15 protein-coding genes are annotated in these 18827 nt (G+C 42.9%); 12 read left to right on the forward strand and 3 right to left on the reverse strand.

What is annotated here, in order from left to right; all coding sequences use genetic code 11:
- The first annotated feature begins 85 nt into the window (after positions 1 to 85).
- The 3 genes from EC328_RS00690 (at position 86) to EC328_RS00700 (ending at position 3701) form a co-directional block, all read left to right on the forward strand.
- Positions 86 to 1792, forward strand: coding sequence for an IS1634 family transposase (locus EC328_RS00690; protein ID WP_128425014.1), 1707 nt, complete (start codon positions 86 to 88; stop codon positions 1790 to 1792).
- A 12-nt stretch (positions 1793 to 1804) separates the two neighbouring features.
- Positions 1805 to 2029, forward strand: coding sequence for an ErpK protein (locus EC328_RS00695; protein WP_128425015.1), 225 nt, complete (start codon positions 1805 to 1807; stop codon positions 2027 to 2029).
- A 337-nt stretch (positions 2030 to 2366) separates the two neighbouring features.
- On the forward strand, positions 2367 to 3701 hold the full coding sequence (locus EC328_RS00700) for an ATP-binding protein (RefSeq protein ID WP_206363878.1): 1335 nt from the start codon (positions 2367 to 2369) through the stop codon (positions 3699 to 3701).
- A gap of 73 nt (positions 3702 to 3774) precedes the next feature.
- On the opposite strand, the gene EC328_RS00705 is transcribed toward EC328_RS00700, so the two are convergent.
- Positions 3775 to 3975, reverse strand: coding sequence for a hypothetical protein (locus EC328_RS00705; protein WP_128425016.1), 201 nt, complete (start codon positions 3973 to 3975; stop codon positions 3775 to 3777).
- A gap of 85 nt (positions 3976 to 4060) precedes the next feature.
- Here EC328_RS00705 and EC328_RS00710 point away from each other — a divergent pair, with 85 nt between their 5' ends.
- Complete coding sequence (locus EC328_RS00710) at positions 4061 to 4258, forward strand: hypothetical protein (protein ID WP_128425017.1); 198 nt, start codon at positions 4061 to 4063, stop codon at positions 4256 to 4258.
- Between the two features lie 31 nt (positions 4259 to 4289).
- On the opposite strand, the gene EC328_RS00715 is transcribed toward EC328_RS00710, so the two are convergent.
- Positions 4290 to 6416: a hypothetical protein gene (locus EC328_RS00715; protein WP_128425018.1), complete on the reverse strand. Its 2127-nt coding sequence runs from the start codon at positions 6414 to 6416 to the stop codon at positions 4290 to 4292.
- A 218-nt stretch (positions 6417 to 6634) separates the two neighbouring features.
- Between EC328_RS00715 and EC328_RS00720 the strand changes: the two genes are divergently transcribed.
- Entirely contained in the window at positions 6635 to 9628 is a 2994-nt protein-coding gene (locus tag EC328_RS00720; RefSeq protein ID WP_128425019.1) for a hypothetical protein, read from the forward strand.
- A gap of 60 nt (positions 9629 to 9688) precedes the next feature.
- Here the strand turns inward: EC328_RS00720 and EC328_RS00725 are convergent, their stop codons facing one another.
- Positions 9689 to 10582 (reverse strand): LysR family transcriptional regulator, encoded by an 894-nt coding sequence (locus tag EC328_RS00725; protein ID WP_128425020.1) that lies wholly within the window; start codon positions 10580 to 10582, stop codon positions 9689 to 9691.
- Positions 10583 to 10828: 246 nt separating this feature from the next.
- Between EC328_RS00725 and EC328_RS00730 the strand changes: the two genes are divergently transcribed.
- The 7 genes from EC328_RS00730 (at position 10829) to EC328_RS00760 (ending at position 18792) form a co-directional block, all read left to right on the forward strand.
- Positions 10829 to 11740, forward strand: a complete 912-nt coding sequence (locus EC328_RS00730) for a hydroxymethylglutaryl-CoA lyase (protein ID WP_128425021.1) — start codon at positions 10829 to 10831, stop codon at positions 11738 to 11740.
- A gap of 84 nt (positions 11741 to 11824) precedes the next feature.
- Positions 11825 to 13297: an aldehyde dehydrogenase family protein gene (locus EC328_RS00735; RefSeq protein ID WP_206363879.1), complete on the forward strand. Its 1473-nt coding sequence runs from the start codon at positions 11825 to 11827 to the stop codon at positions 13295 to 13297.
- Positions 13298 to 13310: 13 nt separating this feature from the next.
- Positions 13311 to 15131 (forward strand): thiamine pyrophosphate-binding protein, encoded by a 1821-nt coding sequence (locus EC328_RS00740; protein WP_128425022.1) that lies wholly within the window; start codon positions 13311 to 13313, stop codon positions 15129 to 15131.
- 17 nt (positions 15132 to 15148) lie between these two features.
- The gene (locus tag EC328_RS00745; protein WP_128425023.1) at positions 15149 to 15970 is read left to right on the forward strand and encodes a sugar phosphate isomerase/epimerase family protein; all 822 of its coding nucleotides are present in this window, start codon (positions 15149 to 15151) and stop codon (positions 15968 to 15970) included.
- 35 nt (positions 15971 to 16005) lie between these two features.
- Positions 16006 to 16887, forward strand: a complete 882-nt coding sequence (gene aroE / locus EC328_RS00750; RefSeq protein ID WP_128425024.1) for a shikimate dehydrogenase — start codon at positions 16006 to 16008, stop codon at positions 16885 to 16887.
- Between the two features lie 43 nt (positions 16888 to 16930).
- Positions 16931 to 17509: a TRAP transporter small permease gene (locus EC328_RS00755; protein ID WP_128425025.1), complete on the forward strand. Its 579-nt coding sequence runs from the start codon at positions 16931 to 16933 to the stop codon at positions 17507 to 17509.
- On the forward strand, positions 17509 to 18792 hold the full coding sequence (locus tag EC328_RS00760; protein WP_128425026.1) for a TRAP transporter large permease: 1284 nt from the start codon (positions 17509 to 17511) through the stop codon (positions 18790 to 18792). Before EC328_RS00755 ends, EC328_RS00760 begins: the two co-directional genes overlap by 1 nt.
- Positions 18793 to 18827: the final 35 nt, after the last annotated feature.

The following is an 18827-nucleotide window of genomic DNA, read 5'->3' on the forward strand; positions in this document are numbered from 1 at the left end:
ACGGGAAAAGCAGATTTTTATTGATTTTCCCAGTGAAATATGGTATTATTATAGAGAGTTAATTAACTCTCTATAGGAGGCCAACATGTACACTGATGTGAGAGTAAAAATACCTGATGAAAAAGGAAAAGTAACTAGGAAGAAAATCAGAGGAACCACCTACATTTATTATCAAACAGATCGCATTTATGACCCGGAAAAAAAGTATAGCATTCCTAAAAGTACACCTATCGGAAAGCTCTGTGAAGATGATCAGACGATGATGATTCCGAACGAGAAATACTTGATTTTTTATCCGGAAGCAAAGCTTCCTGAAGAAAAGAAATCCTCCCGCAGAAGTGCTTGCTTAAGAGTTGGTGCACATATGGTTCTGAAAAGAATTGTCGCTGAATATCACTTGGATGTTTTGCTTGGAGATCTAATAGGAAAAGACAGTGGCCTTTTTCTGGATCTTGCGATATATACCATCATTACTGAAAATAATGCTGGTCAATACTATCCGGATTATGCATACAACCATCCGCTATTTACCAGTAAAATGAGGCTTTACAGCGATTCTAAAGTGTCTGATTTCATAGCTTCAATCAAGAAAGATCAAAGCGTTGAATTTCTCAACAGATGGAATGAAAACCGGGATCACAGAGAGAAAATCTACATATCCTATGATTCGACGAACAAAAATTGTCAGGCAGGAGATGTGGATTTTGTTGAATTTGGCCATGCCAAGGATGATCAGAACAAACCGATATTGAATTACTCCATAGCATACGACAAGAACAATAGAGAACCGCTATTTTATGAAATGTATCCCGGAAGCGTAGTAGACGTGTCACAGCTGCAGTACATGCTTGAAAAAACAGAAGGCTATGGCTATCGACACGTTGGATTCATTCTGGATCGAGGGTATTTCAGTAAAGAAAACATCCGATATATGGACAAATGCGGTTATGACTTCGTCATCATGATGAAAGGAATGAAAAAGTACGCCCATAGTCTGGTGATGGAGAATAAAGGAACTTTCGAAGAGAGCCGAAAACACAGTATTCGGGACTATAAAGTAAGCGGAAGCACCGTGAAAGGGAAACTGTTCCCTTCAGATGAGAAAGACAGATATTTTCATATATACTTTAACGAAAGCAAGAGAACAGGCGAACGCGAACAACTGGAAGAAAAAATCGACAGAATGGCCTCATATTTAAAATCCCAGGAAGGGAAGATGGGATATGAATGTCCGAGTGCCTTATGCCACTACTTTGAACCCTTTTATCATGGTCAGGGGGATGAAAGAGTCTTTATGTTCGCAAGAGAGCGTCAAGATGTGATCGATAGGGAAATCAAGCTGTGCGGATATTTCATAATAATCACATCTGAAAAAATGTCAGCAGAAGAAGCGCTTGAGCTGTATAAAAGCAGAGATGGTTCTGAGAAACTCTTCCAAGGAGACAAGTCGTATCTGGGCAACAAAAGCTTCAGGGTACATGGAAGTGAATCGGTCAATAGCAAGATATTCATTGAGTTTGTCGCACTGATCATACGCAACAAGTTTTACACATATCTGAAAGACCAGATGAAGAAAAACAACAAAAGCGAGAATTACATGACGGTTCCAGCAGCTCTTAGGGAACTGGAAAAAATAGAGATGATTCGTCAGAGTGATGGTAATTACCGTTTGGATCATGCCGTGACTGCAACACAAAAGGAAATACTTAAGGCATTTGATCTGACTGAAAGAAACATTCGTGAACAAGCGATAAGCATTAACAGTCAACTAAAAATGATTGAAGGATTGTAAGGGGGCAGGCAGATGGGCAGACGAAGCATATCCATTGACGAAAAAATATCTAAGCAAAAAGAAGTGGTTTCCCAGTTGAAAGATAAGTACGATTCAGCGCTTAACGAGTTGAATGTTTTGATGAAAAAGAAACAGGAACTGCAAGGAAAAGAACTCCTAAATGCATTCGTAAACACCAGCAAAAGTCTGGATGAAATTTTGGCATTTATGAGTGAAAACGAGGATGAAAAACCCTAAAATAGGGTTTGAGAGTTAATTTTTTCAGGAAGTTAAGGATTCTCGAAATAAGATAACGGCACAAAGCCCCCAGGATCAATTTCCTGGGGGCTTTAAGATTCCTCGCTGTCGCACAGGATGACCATTATGCTGAATTTGCTGGTAGGGGTGTCATCCTGAACAAAGTGAAGGACCTTGAATCACAAAAAAATAAATAATTATGTGATAAAAACACACAAAAACCCTATAATTATGTGATTAATATTGACGTAACTTCTCAAAGTGCTAAAATATATATAATAATGTGAGAAATCAACACAAAAACCCTATAATTATGTGATTAAAAGAGGTGATTCATTTGGAAAGACTTGCGATGATAAAACTACTGTCATGGAAGAATTCAAAGTACCGAAAGCCATTGATTTTGAAGGGTGTAAGGCAGGTAGGGAAAACATGGCTACTGAGAGAATTCGGAAAGAGATATTATGAAAATATAGCCTATTTCAATTTTGATGAGCACCCGGAGTATAAGCAGCTATTTGATAGCACGAAAGATGTTGATAGGATCTTGCAAAATCTTATGATGGCAAGTGGAGAATATATAAACTCAGAGAATCCAGAAAAAACCCTAATAGTATTTGATGAGATTCAGGAGTGTCCAAATGCATTGAATACACTCAAGTATTTTTATGAGAATACCCCATACTATCATGTTGCTTGTGCTGGATCACTTCTTGGAATCACACTATCAAAGCCCACATCGTTTCCCGTGGGCAAGGTCGATTTTCTTGAAATCATGCCTATGACCTTTACGGAATTTCTTATGGCTAATGGTGACGAGAATCTGGTTACTTATTTAGACAGCATAGATAAAATAGAGCCTATACCTGATATATTTTTTAATCCGCTATATGAAAAACTAAAAATGTATTTCATAACAGGAGGCATGCCTGAATCTGTAAGATCCTGGACCCAAGACCGGAACGTAGATCTTATGCAGCAGGTATTATCTAATATTTTAGGTGCGTATGAACGTGACTTTGCAAAGCATCCAGACCCAAAGGATTTTCCAAAAATATCTATGATCTGGAGATCGATCCCTTCTCAACTGGCAAGAGAAAACAAGAAGTTCATGTATAAGGTTGTCAAGGAAGGAGCAAGAGCCAGAGAATATGAAGATGCCTTGCAGTGGCTATGTGACGCCAGTTTAACCTATAAGATCTATAGAAGTACCGCGCCTGGTTTACCAATATCTGCCTATGATGATTTATCCGCTTTTAAGCTGTACATGTCTGATGTTGGATTACTTCGCAGACATTCCTTATTAGCTCCTTCGGCATTTGGGGAAGGAAATAGGATATTTGTAGAATTTAAAGGAGCTTTAAGCGAGAACTATGCCCTGCAGTCACTTATGACCCAGTTTGAGGCTGTTCCCAGGTACTGGGCTATGGATAATCCGAGATATGAAGTGGACTTTCTCGTCCAAAGAGAGAACGATATTTTTCCGGTTGAAGTTAAGTCAGAAAATAATATTGAAAGCAATAGTCTCAAGAAGTATAAAGAAAAGTACGGCGACGATGTTAAGCTTCGAGTAAGACTTTCGTTAAATAATTTAAAGCTTAATGATGATCTTTTGAATATCCCATTATTTATGGCTGACCATACTGACAGGTTGATAGGCATGGCATTATAAGAAGAATTAAGCCCCCAGGATCAATTTCCTGGGGGCTTTTCCATCACCATATCCTCGGTTGGTGAGCTAATTCTTATTCCATGTCAAATTCTATTCTTGCAGCGCTGTCCATCATACGAGTCAGTATAACTGCTACCTCGCTTCTCTTGATGTTTGAAGCTGGACTTGCATTGTGAGCGGCATCTATCCCCTGAAGTATTCCTGCGCTGTAGAGCTTGTATATTGCCGCCGTTTTACTCCCATTAGCCGGAAGGACATCTCCATCCTTTAACATTACAGGTTTTGTGTTTGTGAACCAGCCGCCATTGTCAACATAAAGAATAATGGGGTTTTCATCACTTGCATTCGATGGTACATAGATGTTGGATGCAGTATCCTTCATGTACGAGGAGGTTGCAAAAAAGGAGGTTGAAAAGGGAGAGCTATGCTATCTTAAAATAGAGACCTATTCAATCGAGAGACCATTGTACTTCATATATCCAAGCAATAGCCTTATGAAAAAGAGAAATGAAATGTTTTATGAAAATTTGATAAATCAAAAGAACAGGCCTTTCTAAAGCCTGCTCTTCGTTTATATAAACAGTTATTCTACTTTGTATCCAATACAAGCTCGATTATTGCGGGGAATCCGTCTGAAAAGCCTCCCACAGAACTGCTGGGCATCTTTATCTCAGTATTTATCTTTATTGTAAGCTTTGAACCGTCAACCCTCGAAGTAAAGCTTTTCAATATTGATGATAGTGTAACATCGCTCTTAGTCTCCCAGCTCGCATGAGGATGTACCTCGTTGCCGGTATAGGTCATCTCTCCTCGAATATCGCTTAACTGGGTGGATGCTCCTGGTCTTGTTGCTATCTTGATATTTTTGTAGTTTTCCACTACAGTGTAGTTGCCCGTAGAGGTTTCAGTAGCGGTCAGCTCCGGATTATACACTACTGTGTTCGAGCTGGTAGAGCTCATGCTGACTGAGTAAGAAATCGAAGCTGTGCCTTCTGCAGATATCTCGATAATTGCTTCAGAAGGATATGCTGATGCACTCGAGCTTATGGTCTGTTTGCCTTCAGCTAAGCTTTGCTCTGAAGCAAGAGAGCTCTTCGAGAACTTGATGGGTACTGTATATGAACCTGCTATGCTCTTAACATCTAGAACATCAACCAGCCCCTTTGCAGCAAGCATTTCATTGTAGGCTTCCTCGCCGTTGCTGACATATTCTTTGATCAGCGCCTCAACTGTGTAGACATTTAGCTCAGTATCTGAGTCAAAGCCTCCAAAATTCATTTTCCTGTTGGTATCGGCCAGCACTTTGTTTCTAAGCTGGAATATCTGACGGACCCTGTCCTTATAGGACATCTTATCTGAATCATATCCATATCTACCGGACACCAATAGATTACCTGCGTCGATAATATTGAGGAATTCCATGTTCTTTTTCTCTGCTTCTGCTATGGCTGCTTCCTTTTCCTTCCTGTCTCGGAACTCTTTCTCAAGAGTTGCCTTAGCATCCCTTTCCAGTTGTGCTCTTTCCTCTGAGGAAGGCTCTCTACCGTTTTCCAACTTAAAGTCTTCAACTGCATCGATTACGATCTGTCTTCCAACTCCCCTCATCTGATCCCAAATTTCATTGAAATCTCCTGGAGAGATGCTTCCATATCCCCAGAAGGGAATAGTAGGCTCCTTGCCATTCAGGTATATCTGATACGCTGCCTCTATCTCAGCGTTTTTCCATCTGTTGATTTGTCTTTCTGTTACATTTACAGCTGCAGTGAATAACTTTCCAACAGGGTGAGTGGATATTATTCCCCTGGCCAGCTCCTTTGCGGCTTCCTCGAAATCTCCATTTTCAAAGTGAGCGGCACTTGTCCCAAATGACCCTATCAGTCCAAGATTTGCTGCAACATCGCCCAGAGCATCTGCATTTTTAGCATAAGCCCAAAGATTGCTTGCTAAAACCTGAGTAAAAACTGCACCAAGCTGGATACCAGCCTCTGTCCAATTCTCGTTTGCTGTAGTTTTTACCAGCTGGGTAACATCATGCTGATCAAGTATACCTTCAACAACATCCTGAAGGAAGGATTTGTCTACATTGGGACCCATAACGCTTTTAACAAGAGATTCGGTTGTTTTTCTCAGTTCAGCTTTTTTGTCTACTACAACGTTCTCAACTGCAATGCTCTTTGCCAGCTGTCTTTTCATTTCTTCCTTTTCAGCCTTGGAAGGATAAATGAGGCTGCAGTGGTAGGTACTAAATGTCACACTCCTATTTTCCAGGTCAATACCGGAGGGTTCAAGGTAAACCCAGCTGTAGCCGTCGAAATAGCCTATATGTATATCACCTGGGTTTTCAAAGCTTTCCCATTGTTCATCTGATAGTCTAAAGGTTACCTCTATCGGCTCTTCAAAGCGCTTAATATCACCTTCAATGCTTATATCAACAGGATTTCCAAGAGTTGATCCTACAGAAGGGTCATTTTCGGGGATGTCTTCAGCAAGCTTAAGTGTGAAGGTATTCTCCTCTTGCACGGCACCTTGTGGGATAAGAATCTGGACTCCATACTTTTCAACACTCCCTATAATCGTATCAGCGGAGCCTATAGCTGCTGTTATTGGCTCATCAAGAACTACTCCCTTAGAGCCACCAGAACCTGAACATGAAGACAGGACCATTGAAATCACTAAGAGTATAGGAATAAAAACTTTCTCCTTGCATATTTTCACACATATCCCCCCAATATCGCTTTAGTGTAAGTGGTAACAATTAAATTATATACTAAGTTCTTTACATTTTTCACAGCTAATATTTAAACTGTGACAAAAAATTCTTCGTGCCAAACTCATCATCTATCAGAGTTACTTTGACTGTAATATTGGTATAATGTATATAATAAGTTACCAATTTAATATAAGGAAGTGCAAATGAGGGGAGGGAATAATTTATGATGAATTTATCCAAATCCAGGTACATAGTGTTCATATTGTTATCTTTGGTCATGGTTTTTCAGCCTTTTATGGGAATTGCTTTAGCTAACGCTCTTGGAGATCTTCCGGAAAGGTACTTTGAAGTGTTGAAAATCGAATCTCCTGAGTATGACAGCAAAGCATTAAAGACCATTTATGATTTCTATAAGATCGATGAGGATATGGACATTACAGAGCAATTTGAGAAGGTAACCGAGGGTATGAAGGATAAGCCTCCAGGAGTAATTGTATTGCAGCCAGCTATGCTTGATACAATACGCAGAGGGGTAGCTGAGTTTCAAGAATTGGAGCCTATAGCTCTGGAGCGAGGGAAAGTAACGACCCTTAACCTTAAATACAATGATGAAACGGCTGTTGCTTCCAGGCACTTTACAGTTGAACTGGAAATATATTTGGATGAAACCCTGGAAAGTGGTATTGGATTTAATGCTGTCACATCGATTACAGGTTATGACATAGTCCAAGAAGGTTATGAACAAGTTAAACGGAGCATTGAAAGAGGACCACTATCAACATCGGGGGAGGCAGAGGTTCAGGGGCATTTGGTCAGGATAAGGGTATTTGTTCCAGAGGAGATGACTCAAGACGAGCGGGTGGGAGCATATGATAATCGATACCAGTTTAAGATCATAGGTGTCCAGGCAGGCCCGAGTACTACTGTTGTCAATACTGAAGCAGATTCGGAGGCTGGAGAAAGTGGAATATCAGTAGCTCCTATTATCATTGTCGGAGCATTGGGGCTGGCAGGAGCGGCACTTGGCATTAAGGCTATGGGCAACAAGAACAAGAAATCCAAGAAATCAGAGGATAAAAAGGAAGAGCAAAGCAGCTATAAGATGTATGTTTCAAAGGACTTCGGAGATAAGCTAAAGCGAGGAGGAGCTCACGAGTTCGTCTATGCGAGAATGGTAGAGATCAAAAAAGATGGCATGGAGATAAAACGAGATGATCTAACCGCCCAGATCGAGATATTTTCTCCTGACACATACATGCAGGTGGGTAATCCCACGATTTCGGGAGATTACATGGGGGCTTCAGTAAAAGCTGACTACTATGAGTCCGGTGGTCCTGAGGAAGGTACTGTAAGCTTTAAGTTTACAGGTGAAGGTGGGGTTTTCCAAAACAACGTGAAGTTCAAATTAGTTGGAGATCCATATATCCACTTCCCTGAAAAAGGCGAGGATCTGTTACCTTCAATAAATATGATTTATGGATGCAACGGGAAATACTCTTATGAAGTCGAGTTTCGTGACTTCACTAAGCCTCTCACAAATGCTCAAATCGAGATCCCAAGGGATGACCTTGCAGATGGGAAGCTTGAGAAGCTTGATGAATACAGATATGTTATCAGATTAAATAATTTGAGTGCAAAAAATGAATCGACTTCATATAAGACTGAGAGCTTCAATATAAAGGTTACTGGTGAAAATGAATCTGAATTTGTCGAAGACAGGGTAAGAGTGGTACTTCAACCAGAAGGATTATCAGTCGTTGATATGGATAAAGAGTTTGATGAGGATGGTAATTTTAAGGTTATCTGTTACCCGGATGCTGATAATAAGGAGTCAAATGAGGTATTGCCAACTCGTTTCAAGCTTCAGTTGATAATTGCTGAGAAAAATGATGATGGCGAGATGGATGTCAAGGTGGTTCCTCCTTCTGAGTATACGCCAGAATTTGGAGAATTGATGGGGACAGATCAAAGAACAAATACCCTGGTTTCCCGCTACCCAATAGAGGTCAATGCTGCTGGAGTGGAAAACAGGGGAGTATACAGATTTGAACCAAAGCAGTCGCTTCCTGAACCTGAGGTGGGAAGACTTATTGTCAAGCAGCCAATATCTGCTGAATACGGGAATGAGAAATATGAACTCGAGCTTAAGGTAAGGCTAATCGGAGAGCCAATGGACCCAATGGCAGGCTGGGATGAAGAGTTGGAGATCTTGAGGAAGCGAGTTGAAAGATATGGGTTAAGTGCAGATCTTGCAGAGAGAATGCGTGTATTGGGGAGGAACCGCTCTACACAGGAGCTTCGGCTATTGAACAAGATGATTTTGGTCGAATCATCGATATACTTCACGAATGAAGCAAGGGAGTACAATGATATCGCGGACAGATTGCAGCAAATAGAGACTGGCTTGGAGGTTATCAAGTGGCTTGGCGACCAATCCTTCTCGGTTCTGATGACTATTTATACAGGACCTGCAGGAGAGGCAATAATCACTCCAGCCAAGGAAATACTCGTTGCGATGATTGGAGAGGTTGGTACACAGATCTTTATGGGTGAGACCTTCGTATTTGAAAACCTGAAGGTCGCTGATAATATATCTGCCGTATTTGAAAGCTATATATTAAATAGCTTGGGTCCGGATATGAGCATGAAAAAAGCAGGGGTTGTAATCGCTGGCTTTGCGATCTTCAATTTCTCAAAACACTATCTGCTGGATGTAGACCAAAGTGGAAACAGAGACTTCTATAGAGCTCTTAATTCAGCCTTCAGCGACCTGACCTCCACTACAATGAAAATTGCAGCAGGCAAGTATTTTGAAAATCTCGTAGGCAGCAAGAAAAACGGGGAGAAGCTGCAGGGTTGGGTTTCAAACTGGCTAAAGGATGGATTACCTGATATGGTTTATGATGAAGCCGGGGAGAAGATCCTTTCGAAATATCTGGAAGAGATATGTGGCAAGGGAGCTGCATGGGTCTACGGCACCTTGAATGAAGCCAGTGAACGAGGCGAGATCAACATAGATATGGACAAGCTCATATTGACAGTACCGTTGGAGTTTGAAAATACAGGAGTCAAGGTACCGGTATATGTCGGAGTAGACTTGACCAGGATAACTGATAGTCTATTCGACTACGTATACGACAGGATGTTCGGACCTCTGCCTCTTCCTAAGGAAAAGGCAAATATTCCACAGGATCCAACATATACACCTAATGCATAAGTATAGTATTAAGCTTCATAATAATAGAGGGGATCTTGTCCCCTCTATTATTTTATGCTTTTATCTGTTCTCAGCCTGAGAGATCCTGTAATAATCTATGAAGCTCTTCATCGCCGGCGAAAGCTGGCGTTTTTTATTCCAAATAAGGCATATCGTCCTATTCATAGTCCTGCCTTCAAAGGGGATTGCGGTTACCTTGTAGCTTTCCAGTGAAGGGATGTTTGGCATTATCGCAACCCCAAGCTGAGCGCCCACAAAGGCTGCCATCGAATTGCATTCATCGACCGTGAATGCTACGTCCGGCATTATATTGTGTCTTTTGAACATGTTCTCCGTCTGGATGTACAGGTTTGTTTTCTTATTTATCATTATAAGCTTATCATCCTTGAAATCATCTATGGTTACTGAGGTTCTGTCTGCAAGGGGATGGCCATTGTATACTACAAGAAACAGCTCCTGCTTGAAAATGGGGAGATAGTCTATATTATCGCTTGCAGACTCCGGCATGGGAGCAAGTATAACGTCAAGTGATCCGTCCATAAGCTTATCCCTAAGTATGTGAGTCATATTTACCTGGAAATTGAAGTGGATGTTTCTGTTTCCCTGGTAAACATAAAATTCATCTATAATGCTTGGTACTGCATCAAAGCTCACACTGTAAATATATCCCAGGTTAATGACGCCTGCTGTCGGATTTAGCATTTTCTTCAAATGCTGTTCTCCCTGTGAGAGGATATTCAAAGAACTTTCAGCATAAGGCAGAAAGGCCTCTCCATACTCTGTCAGCTCAACCTTTTTGCCGTTCTTTTTAAATAGCGGCACACCAAGCTCTTCTGAAAGCTGGTTAAGGGCATAGCTAAGGCTTGGCTGGGATATATTTAACTCCTCGGCTGCTTTCGTATAGTGCAGAATATAACTCATCTCGACGAAATATCTAAGCTGTTGCAGTGTCATGATTAACCTCCCTATGCAGTCTATGAGTGATCCATAGACTGTGTTTTTGATTATTTAATGGTTAACAAATCCTTCAAAACATTGAAAATACTCAAATATCCAAATTGCTGCTTACAAAAATACATAGCTATATTATAGATACATTCTATGATTATTATACAAAACCGGTATTAGACTTTCAATATCGAGTAATATAAAATCAAGATAAGAACGAATAGTCAGACTATTTCGAAGGAGTGATGAAATTTGATACTTCCAGATAAGATCGTATTATGTGAGGTTGGCTTAAGGGATGGTCTCCAAAATGAAGCAAAGGTTCTGGATACAAAGGACAAGCTGAAGCTTGCTGAAGGATTTATAGATGCTGGTTTTAAGGTCATCGAATTAGGCTCCTTTATGAGCCCGAAGGCGGTGCCTCAAATGGCAGATACCGATGAGCTGTTCAAGCATTTTAACGATACTGAAGGAGTTGAGTTCAGAGCGCTTATTGCTAACATGAAGGGTGTTGAGAGAGCTATAGCCTGCGGCTGCAAAAAGGTTAAGCTGAACGTGTCTGCCAGCAGAGGACATAACCTGGCCAATATAAATATGACCCCCGAGCAAAGCGTTGCCGGCTTTGCTGATATAGTTAAGCTTGCCACAGAGAATAGCATCGAATCATCCGGTTCAATATCGATGCCATTTGGATCGCCCTGGGAAGGGGACATCCCGGTATCGGATGTTGAAAGCATTGTGCAGGCCTATATCGACGTAGGGATAACAGAAATATCACTGTCGGATGCATCGGGAATGGCTGTTCCAAACCAGGTATTTGAAATGTGCAGCTCTTTGAAAGAAAAATTTCCACAGGTAAAATGGTGGCTTCACTTCCACAATACCAGAGGAATGGCTATGGCGAATATTCTTGCAGGGATGCAGGCAGGGATCACTAACTTTGACACCTCGCTGGGCGGTCTGGGTGGATGCCCATTCGTACCTGGTGCAGCTGGGAATGTGTCCTCTGAGGATGTTGTACACATGATGGATGAGATGGGGATCGAGAGCGGAATCGATGTTGTTAATCTTCTTAATATGGCTCGAGGCCTTGAAGATCTCGTTGGGCACCCGGGAGTATCGTACCTATTGAAGGCAGGAAGGTCAAAGGACCTGATCAGATAAATTTTTCGAAAGCAGGGAATCGTTTTCAAAGAAATTTGTAGTGCACAAAATATTATCATGCAATAATTGTTAGGAGGAGTATATATGAGCAGAATGAGTTCAATGGACGAGGTTTATGAAAAGCTGAACCAGGATCAGATCGATGAGATCGAAGAGAAATTTGCAAAGGCCGATGCCGCTCAGAGAGAATTCGAGAAATGGAGCCAGGAGGACATCGACAGGACTATCAGAGCCATAGCTTGGAAGGTGGCAAATACCCAAACCTTCAAGGAGCTTGTTGCAATGAGCATCGAGGAGAGCAAAATGGGAGATCCTGTGAGCAGAGAGAACAAAAAGTTCAAGATCAGGGGAGTACTTAGAGATGCTTTAAGGCAGAAGAGTGTAGGAGTTATCGAGGAGATCCCTGAAAAGGGAATCGTTAAGTATGCAAAGCCAGTGGGAGTAATAGCCTGTGTAGTCCCGGCAACCAATCCGGATCTTACACCAGCAGGAAATGCAATCTATGCTCTTAAGGCAAGAAATGCGATCATCTTTTCACCACACCCAAGGGCAGTAAAAACAGGCGGCAGGACCATCGAGCTTATGAGAGAGGGCTTGAGGCAGGTTGGAGCGCCAGAGGATCTTATCCAGATTCTTGGACAGGGCAAGGCTAAGGTAAACAAGTCGATGTCAGAGGCTCTAAACACAAAATGCGACCTTGTAATAGCAACGGGAGGACAGGGTGTAGTCAGAAGGGCTTATCATTCAGGTACGCCGGCTTACGGGGTCGGAGCAGGGAACGCCACGATGGTATGGGATGAGACTGCCAAGGATGAGCTTTACAAGGCTGCTCATAATACAATGCTGTCAAAGACCTCAGACTTTGGGTCAGGCTGCTCTGCCGATGGAAATATAGTGATCCATGAGAGCATATACGAGGATGCTGTAAAAGCACTTCAGGAGGTAGGCGGTTATCTTCTTAATCCGGAGGAACAGGAGAGCGTCAAGAGGATAATGTGGGATGAGGAATGCCACAGACTGGCAGATTCAGTTGCCCAGTCACCACAGACAATGGCTAAGCTTGCAGGCTTTGAGATCCCGGATGACAGAAAGTTCCTTATAGCTAAGGGAACAGGAAGCTACACTACAAGCTATGATGACGTATGGTGCAGAGAGAAGCTTTCGACCCTTCTTGCTGTACACAGGTATGAAGGTGAGTTCCAAAATGCCATAGAGATTGTCAAGCAGATCCATAATGTTGGAGGAAAGGGACATAGCGTCGGGATCTATTCCTATGACGAGGACCATATCCACAGACTTGCTCTTGAGGCTCAGGTAGGTCGTATCATGGTAAGACAGCCTCAATCCAAGGCCAATGCAGGCTCATTCACCAATGGAATGCCCATGACCTCAAGCATAGGCTGCGGGACCTGGGGCGGGAATGCGACATCTGAGAACGTAAGTCTTAAGCACTATATGAATGTTACCTGGGTATCCAAGGAGATCCCCGAGGACAGACCAAGCGACGAGGAGTTGTTCGGAGAATTCTATGAGCCTGAGAGAGAGGGCAAAGCATAAAGGAGGAAGTCACATGAAAAGATTAGTTTCTGACCAGATGGTTGAATATCTGGAGAGACGAAATGTAGAGTATATATTCGGACTCTGCGGCCATACAGTTATAGGTTTTCTGGATGCCCTGTCGAGGAGCGAGAAGCTTAAGTATATATCCTTCAGAAATGAACAGCTTGCAACCCTTGCAGCCGACGGCTATGCGAGGATCAAAAAAAAGGCCGGGGTCGTAATGTGTCACCTTGGTCCGGGGATAATGAACGTTGTCACCGGAGTTGGGAACGCTTCCTTTGACTCCATACCAATGGTGGTCATAGCTGGAGACGTACCGAGATACTACTACGGCAAGCATCCTCATCAGGAGGTAAACCTTCATTCTGACGCCTCCCAGTACGAGATACTTAGGCCTATAGTAAAAAGAGCCTGGAGAGTGGACGATCCAGAGGCTATGCCTGAGATACTGGATAAGGCCTTCAGACTCGCTGAAAGTGGAAGACCGGGACCAGTACTGATATCTGTGCCAATGGATGTTTTCTCAGAGGAGATAGACGAAGAGCTGTTTGCAAGGACATACAAGGACAGCAGGGAAACCATAAAGCCAGCACTTGCACCTCAAGCAGCCAAGGAAATAGCGAAAAAACTGGTTGAGGCGAAGAATCCCGTTATTCATGCAGGCGGAGGAATACTTCTTTCAGGGGCGTCCAAGGAGCTTCAGGAGCTTGTGGAGCTGTTGGATATACCGGTATCGAGAACTCTGATGGGTCAGGGCTGCATGTCCGATACACACCCTTTGATGCTTGGACAAACAGGCTTCTGGGGTCTCGAGTTTACTCATAAGTTTACAGCCAATGCGGATTTGATCCTTGGATTGGGAACAAGGTTCGCCGAGGCTGATAGCTCAAGCTGGTATCCAGGCGTGACGTTCGACATGGAAAAAACTGAGTTTATGCAAATAGATATCGACCCGACCGAGATAGGAAGGAATTATCCGGTAAGTATCGGAGCCATAGCAGATCTTAAGCTCGCACTTCAGCAGATAATAGAGGAAGCTAAGATTTTGGTACCGGATGGAATTGATAAACCGGAACTTAGAGAATTCATCAGAGTAAACAGACAAGGCTTCAAGGAGTCCAACATATCGATATCCGAAGACTCGAGATTCCCTATGACTCCTCAAAGAATACTTAAGGATGTCAAGGAGGTTATCCCTGAGGACACCATAATCTATACCGATGTAGGATGGAACAAGAATGGAGTGGCACAGCAATTTGACATTACCATACCTGGAACCATACACCACAGCTCAGGGCTTGCAACGATGGGCTTTGGAGGGGCAGCTTTAATAGGCGGCAAGCTTGCGGCACCTGATAAGGTAGTTCTTACCCTTGTTGGAGACGGAGGGTTTGGAATAAACCCGGGAGCTCTTGCTACTGCTGTAGAACAGAATATCCCGGTCATATGGGTGGTTATGAACAACTCTTCCTTTGGAACTATTGCAGGTCTTGAATATGCAAATTACAAAACTAAATTCGGAACAGTATTTACCACTCCGGACGGGGCGCCATATACTCCCAACTGGGCAGAGGTTGCCAAGGCGTATGGAGTAGATTCTATTAAGATAAGTTCTGCTGACGAGTTCAAGCCGGCCCTTGAAAAGGCAATCAAGAGCAATAAGCCGTACCTGTTGGATGTTCCAATGGAGAATATAGTGGTACCTACGCCAGGAACCTGGAATATAAACGATATTTACACACCGAAGGCCAATGTAGTCAATGGGAAAGTAAGAAGAAGTGAAAATGGTCAGTTTGAGCCACCGGTCCATTCAGGCTCTCACAAGCAGTAACCTCTGGAGGGGATATTATGGGAAGAAAGTTTTCACTTGCCTATTTGACCATACCGGGCACAAGCCCAGTGGATCAGATAAGGATCGCCGCAGAAGCAGGGTACGATTTTGTAAGCTTAAGACCTATACCTATGCACCTGCCAAACGAGCCGCTGTTTCAGTTCGGCGAGGACAGGAAGCTGTTTATGGATATCAGAAAAGCACTTGAGGAGTATAAGATAGGTATTATGGATGTAGAGCTTGCCAGAGTAAGGGAAGACCTGAAGGTGGAGGACTTTGAGAGAGCGTTTGCTGCTGGTGCAGAGCTTGGAGCAACTGATGTCTTATCAAGCATCTGGACTAAGGATAGGGACTTTGCGGTGAAGCAATTCGCCAAGATCTGCGATATGGCCGCAAGCTATAAGCTTAGAGTGAACCTTGAGTTTGTGACCTTCTCAGGTGTTGTCGGACTTGAGGGGGCTTTGGAGGTGCTCGATGCAGCTGCAAGACCAAATGCATATCTAATGGTAGACACACTCCATGCACATAGATCGAGAGTGAGCCCGGAGGATTTAGCTAAAGTAGATAGAACAAGGTTTGGCTTTATACACCTTTGCGACGGCCCTAAGGAAATACCTTCACTTGAGGATCCTTCAATGATCGGAGTAGCAAGGGAAGGAAGGCTATATGCGGGAGAAGGAGGTGTTGATATAGCAGGGATGTTAAAGGCAATGCCAAATAATCCTATCTCTATCGAGCTTCCCAACTCAAGGGAGATGGCCGAAAGAGGAGCAGCAGGTCATGCGGCAAGGTGTCTGGAGACAGCTAGGAAATATTTTATAGAAAACAATATAGAGTAGCACAACAGGCAAAGTAAAAATAAGGGGGGAAATATATGCCTGTAAATATTAATACCAGAATGGTTGCATTACTAGGGAAGCCTCTTTCCCAGTCATATGCAGCGAGGATGCAAAATGCAGCCTACAGGGCAGCTGATATCGACATGGTCTACTTCTATTCAGAGGTCGAGAATGACCATTTGCCTGATGTAGTAAATGGGATTAGATACATGAGCTTTGCAGGGTTTGCAGTTACAAAGCCTAACAAGGTTGAGATCATGAAGTATGTGGATGAGAAGGACCCGCTTTGCGAGAAGATGAACGCGAGCAATACTGTAGTCAAGCTTCCGGATGGAAGACTAAAGGCTTATAACACTGACGGCATGGGTTTTTTCAGATCTCTTAAGGAAGAAATCCCTGAATTAAAGGTTGAGGAATCTACATTCTTCTGTCTTGGTTCAGGTGGTGCTGGAAGGGCGATCTGCAGCGTATTGGCTTACAATAAAGCCAAGAAGATTTACATAGCAAACAGGACTCTTGAAAAAGCTAAAGCTCTTGTCGACGATATCAATGATAAATTTGCCCCAGTCGCCGAGCTTGTCGATATGGCGGATCTTGAGGCTATGAAGGCTAAAATCAATGAATCAGATGTCATTATGAATAATACTGGCCTTGGAATGATATCAAGTCCTGATATGACCCCGATCCCTAAGGAATATTTGAGAAGCGGCCAAATCTGCTTCGATGCAACATACAATCCTGCAAAGACGAGATTCCTGGCAGAGGCTGAGGAAATGGGATGCAAAACAATGAATGGTCTGGGAATGTCTTTGTATCAGGGTGCAGAGCAGATCGAGCTTTGGAGCGGAAAAGCAGCACCTGTTGAGGCTATGCGCAAAGAGCTTATGGACATCCTCTCAGGTAAAAAGGAAGTGTAGCCTTGAATACAGGGTCACGCTTCCAGTGGAAGGAGGAAATTAGATGTCTGTTTTGAAATGGCTGGACGAACATTTTGAGGAATCGATCCTTGTATTGCTTCTTGCCACCATATCATGCGTAATGATGGCTCAGATATTGGCTCGAACATTTGCAAGCTCGTTCACTTGGCCAGAGGAATTTTCAAGGTATTGCTACATTTGGACGGTATTTTTGTCCCTCGGATATACTATAAAAAAGAGGAATATGCTTAGGGTAGGTATACTCATGGATATGCTCCCTCAAAAGCTTAGAAGGTCCATAGAGATAGTCGTCAACCTAATAATGTTGGTTTTGTTTGTTATCCTCTTCAGATATGCGATCATTTACACCGGGAAAATCAAGCTTACAGGCCAGTTTTCTCCTGCTATGCACGTACCGATGTGGATGATGTATATGTCGACTATAATAGGCTTTGGCTTGGCAGCAATAAGGACGGTACAGGAAATTATCAACAACATTAAGAACTTCAACAAAAAATCTGAGACAACTCTCGAGGCTACACTTAAGGAAGCCAAGGAAGAGGTAAAGGCGACTGGTGTACATCTTGATGACAATGTCAAAGCAGAGGGGGGTGACCTGTAATGGCTCTATGGATTTTTCTGGTGTTTCTTGTTGGATTGGCATTTGGAATACCAATAACTATGAGTATGGTCCTCGGAGCGATGACGCCTCTGGTTTTAGGCGGTACAGGAAGCTCTATCCAGCAGCTTATAGCCAACAGCTTCTCTGGCTCGGACACTACCCCTATTCTTGCAGTTCCGCTGTTTATCCTCGGTGGAGTACTTATGGCAGAGGGCGGAATATCGAGAAGACTTTTCAACTTTTTCGCATATTTCGTAGGGAATCTGCCTGGTGGACTGCCATGTGCAGTAATACTTACATGTCTTTTCTATGGCGCTATCTCAGGTTCAGGCCCAGCAACAACTGCGGCAGTTGGATCTATGACAATTCCATTCCTTGTGGATATGGGTTATGACAAAACTTGGTCAGCGGGTATGGTTGCCACAGCCGGAGGGCTTGGCGTAATAATTCCCCCTTCCATACCCTTTGTGCTTTATTCTCTGGCAACCGGCGTATCCACTGGAGCACTGTTTCTCGGTGGTATTCTTCCAGGGATCCTTATAGGATTAGCTATGATGGTTTATGCAGTTTATTATTCTAAAAAGAATGGTGAAGACAAGGAAAAGATCAATGCCAAGATGAAGGAGCTAAGAGGCAACGGGTTCTTCAAGCTCTTAAAGGAAAGCTTCTGGGCTCTCCTGTCACCGGTTATAGTGCTTGGAGGGATTTACTCAGGCTTGGTTACTCCAACTGAGGCTGCATGTATATCAGTATTTTATTCATTATTTGTCTCGCTGGTAATATATAAGTCCTTTACTGTAAAAGAGATAATCCCGTTCCTTGCAAAGGCAGTAAAGACATATGCACCACTTTGCTTCGTTCTTGCATTCGCAACTGCATTTGGAAGAGTTCTTGCTCTGGCTAAGGCACCGGCTTTGATAGAAGGCTTTATACTGACCAATTTCACATCAAGCTTTACTGTCCTTACAGGTATAGTTGTAATTTTCCTTATCCTTGGGATGGTTATGGATACTGGGCCAGCAATAGTAATTCTTTCACCGATCCTATTGCCGGCTGTTCAGGCACTTGGAGTTGACCCGGTACACTTTGGAGTTATAATGGTATGCTGCTTGTCGATTGGCCTTGCAACACCGCCATTTGGTCTTGACCTGTTCGTAGCTGGGACACTGTCCGACACACCTCCGATGAATGTGGCAAAGAAAGCAATACCATTTATATTGGCATTTGGAATAGCACTGTTCGCAATAACTTATGTACCATGGCTGAGTCTTGCATTCCTGTAAAAAGGATTCAAGTGATAAATGAAAACGAGAAAGGG

It is taken from the genome of Gudongella oleilytica, from assembly GCF_004101785.1.
In the GTDB taxonomy this organism is placed as follows: domain Bacteria; phylum Bacillota; class Clostridia; order Tissierellales; family Tissierellaceae; genus Gudongella; species Gudongella oleilytica.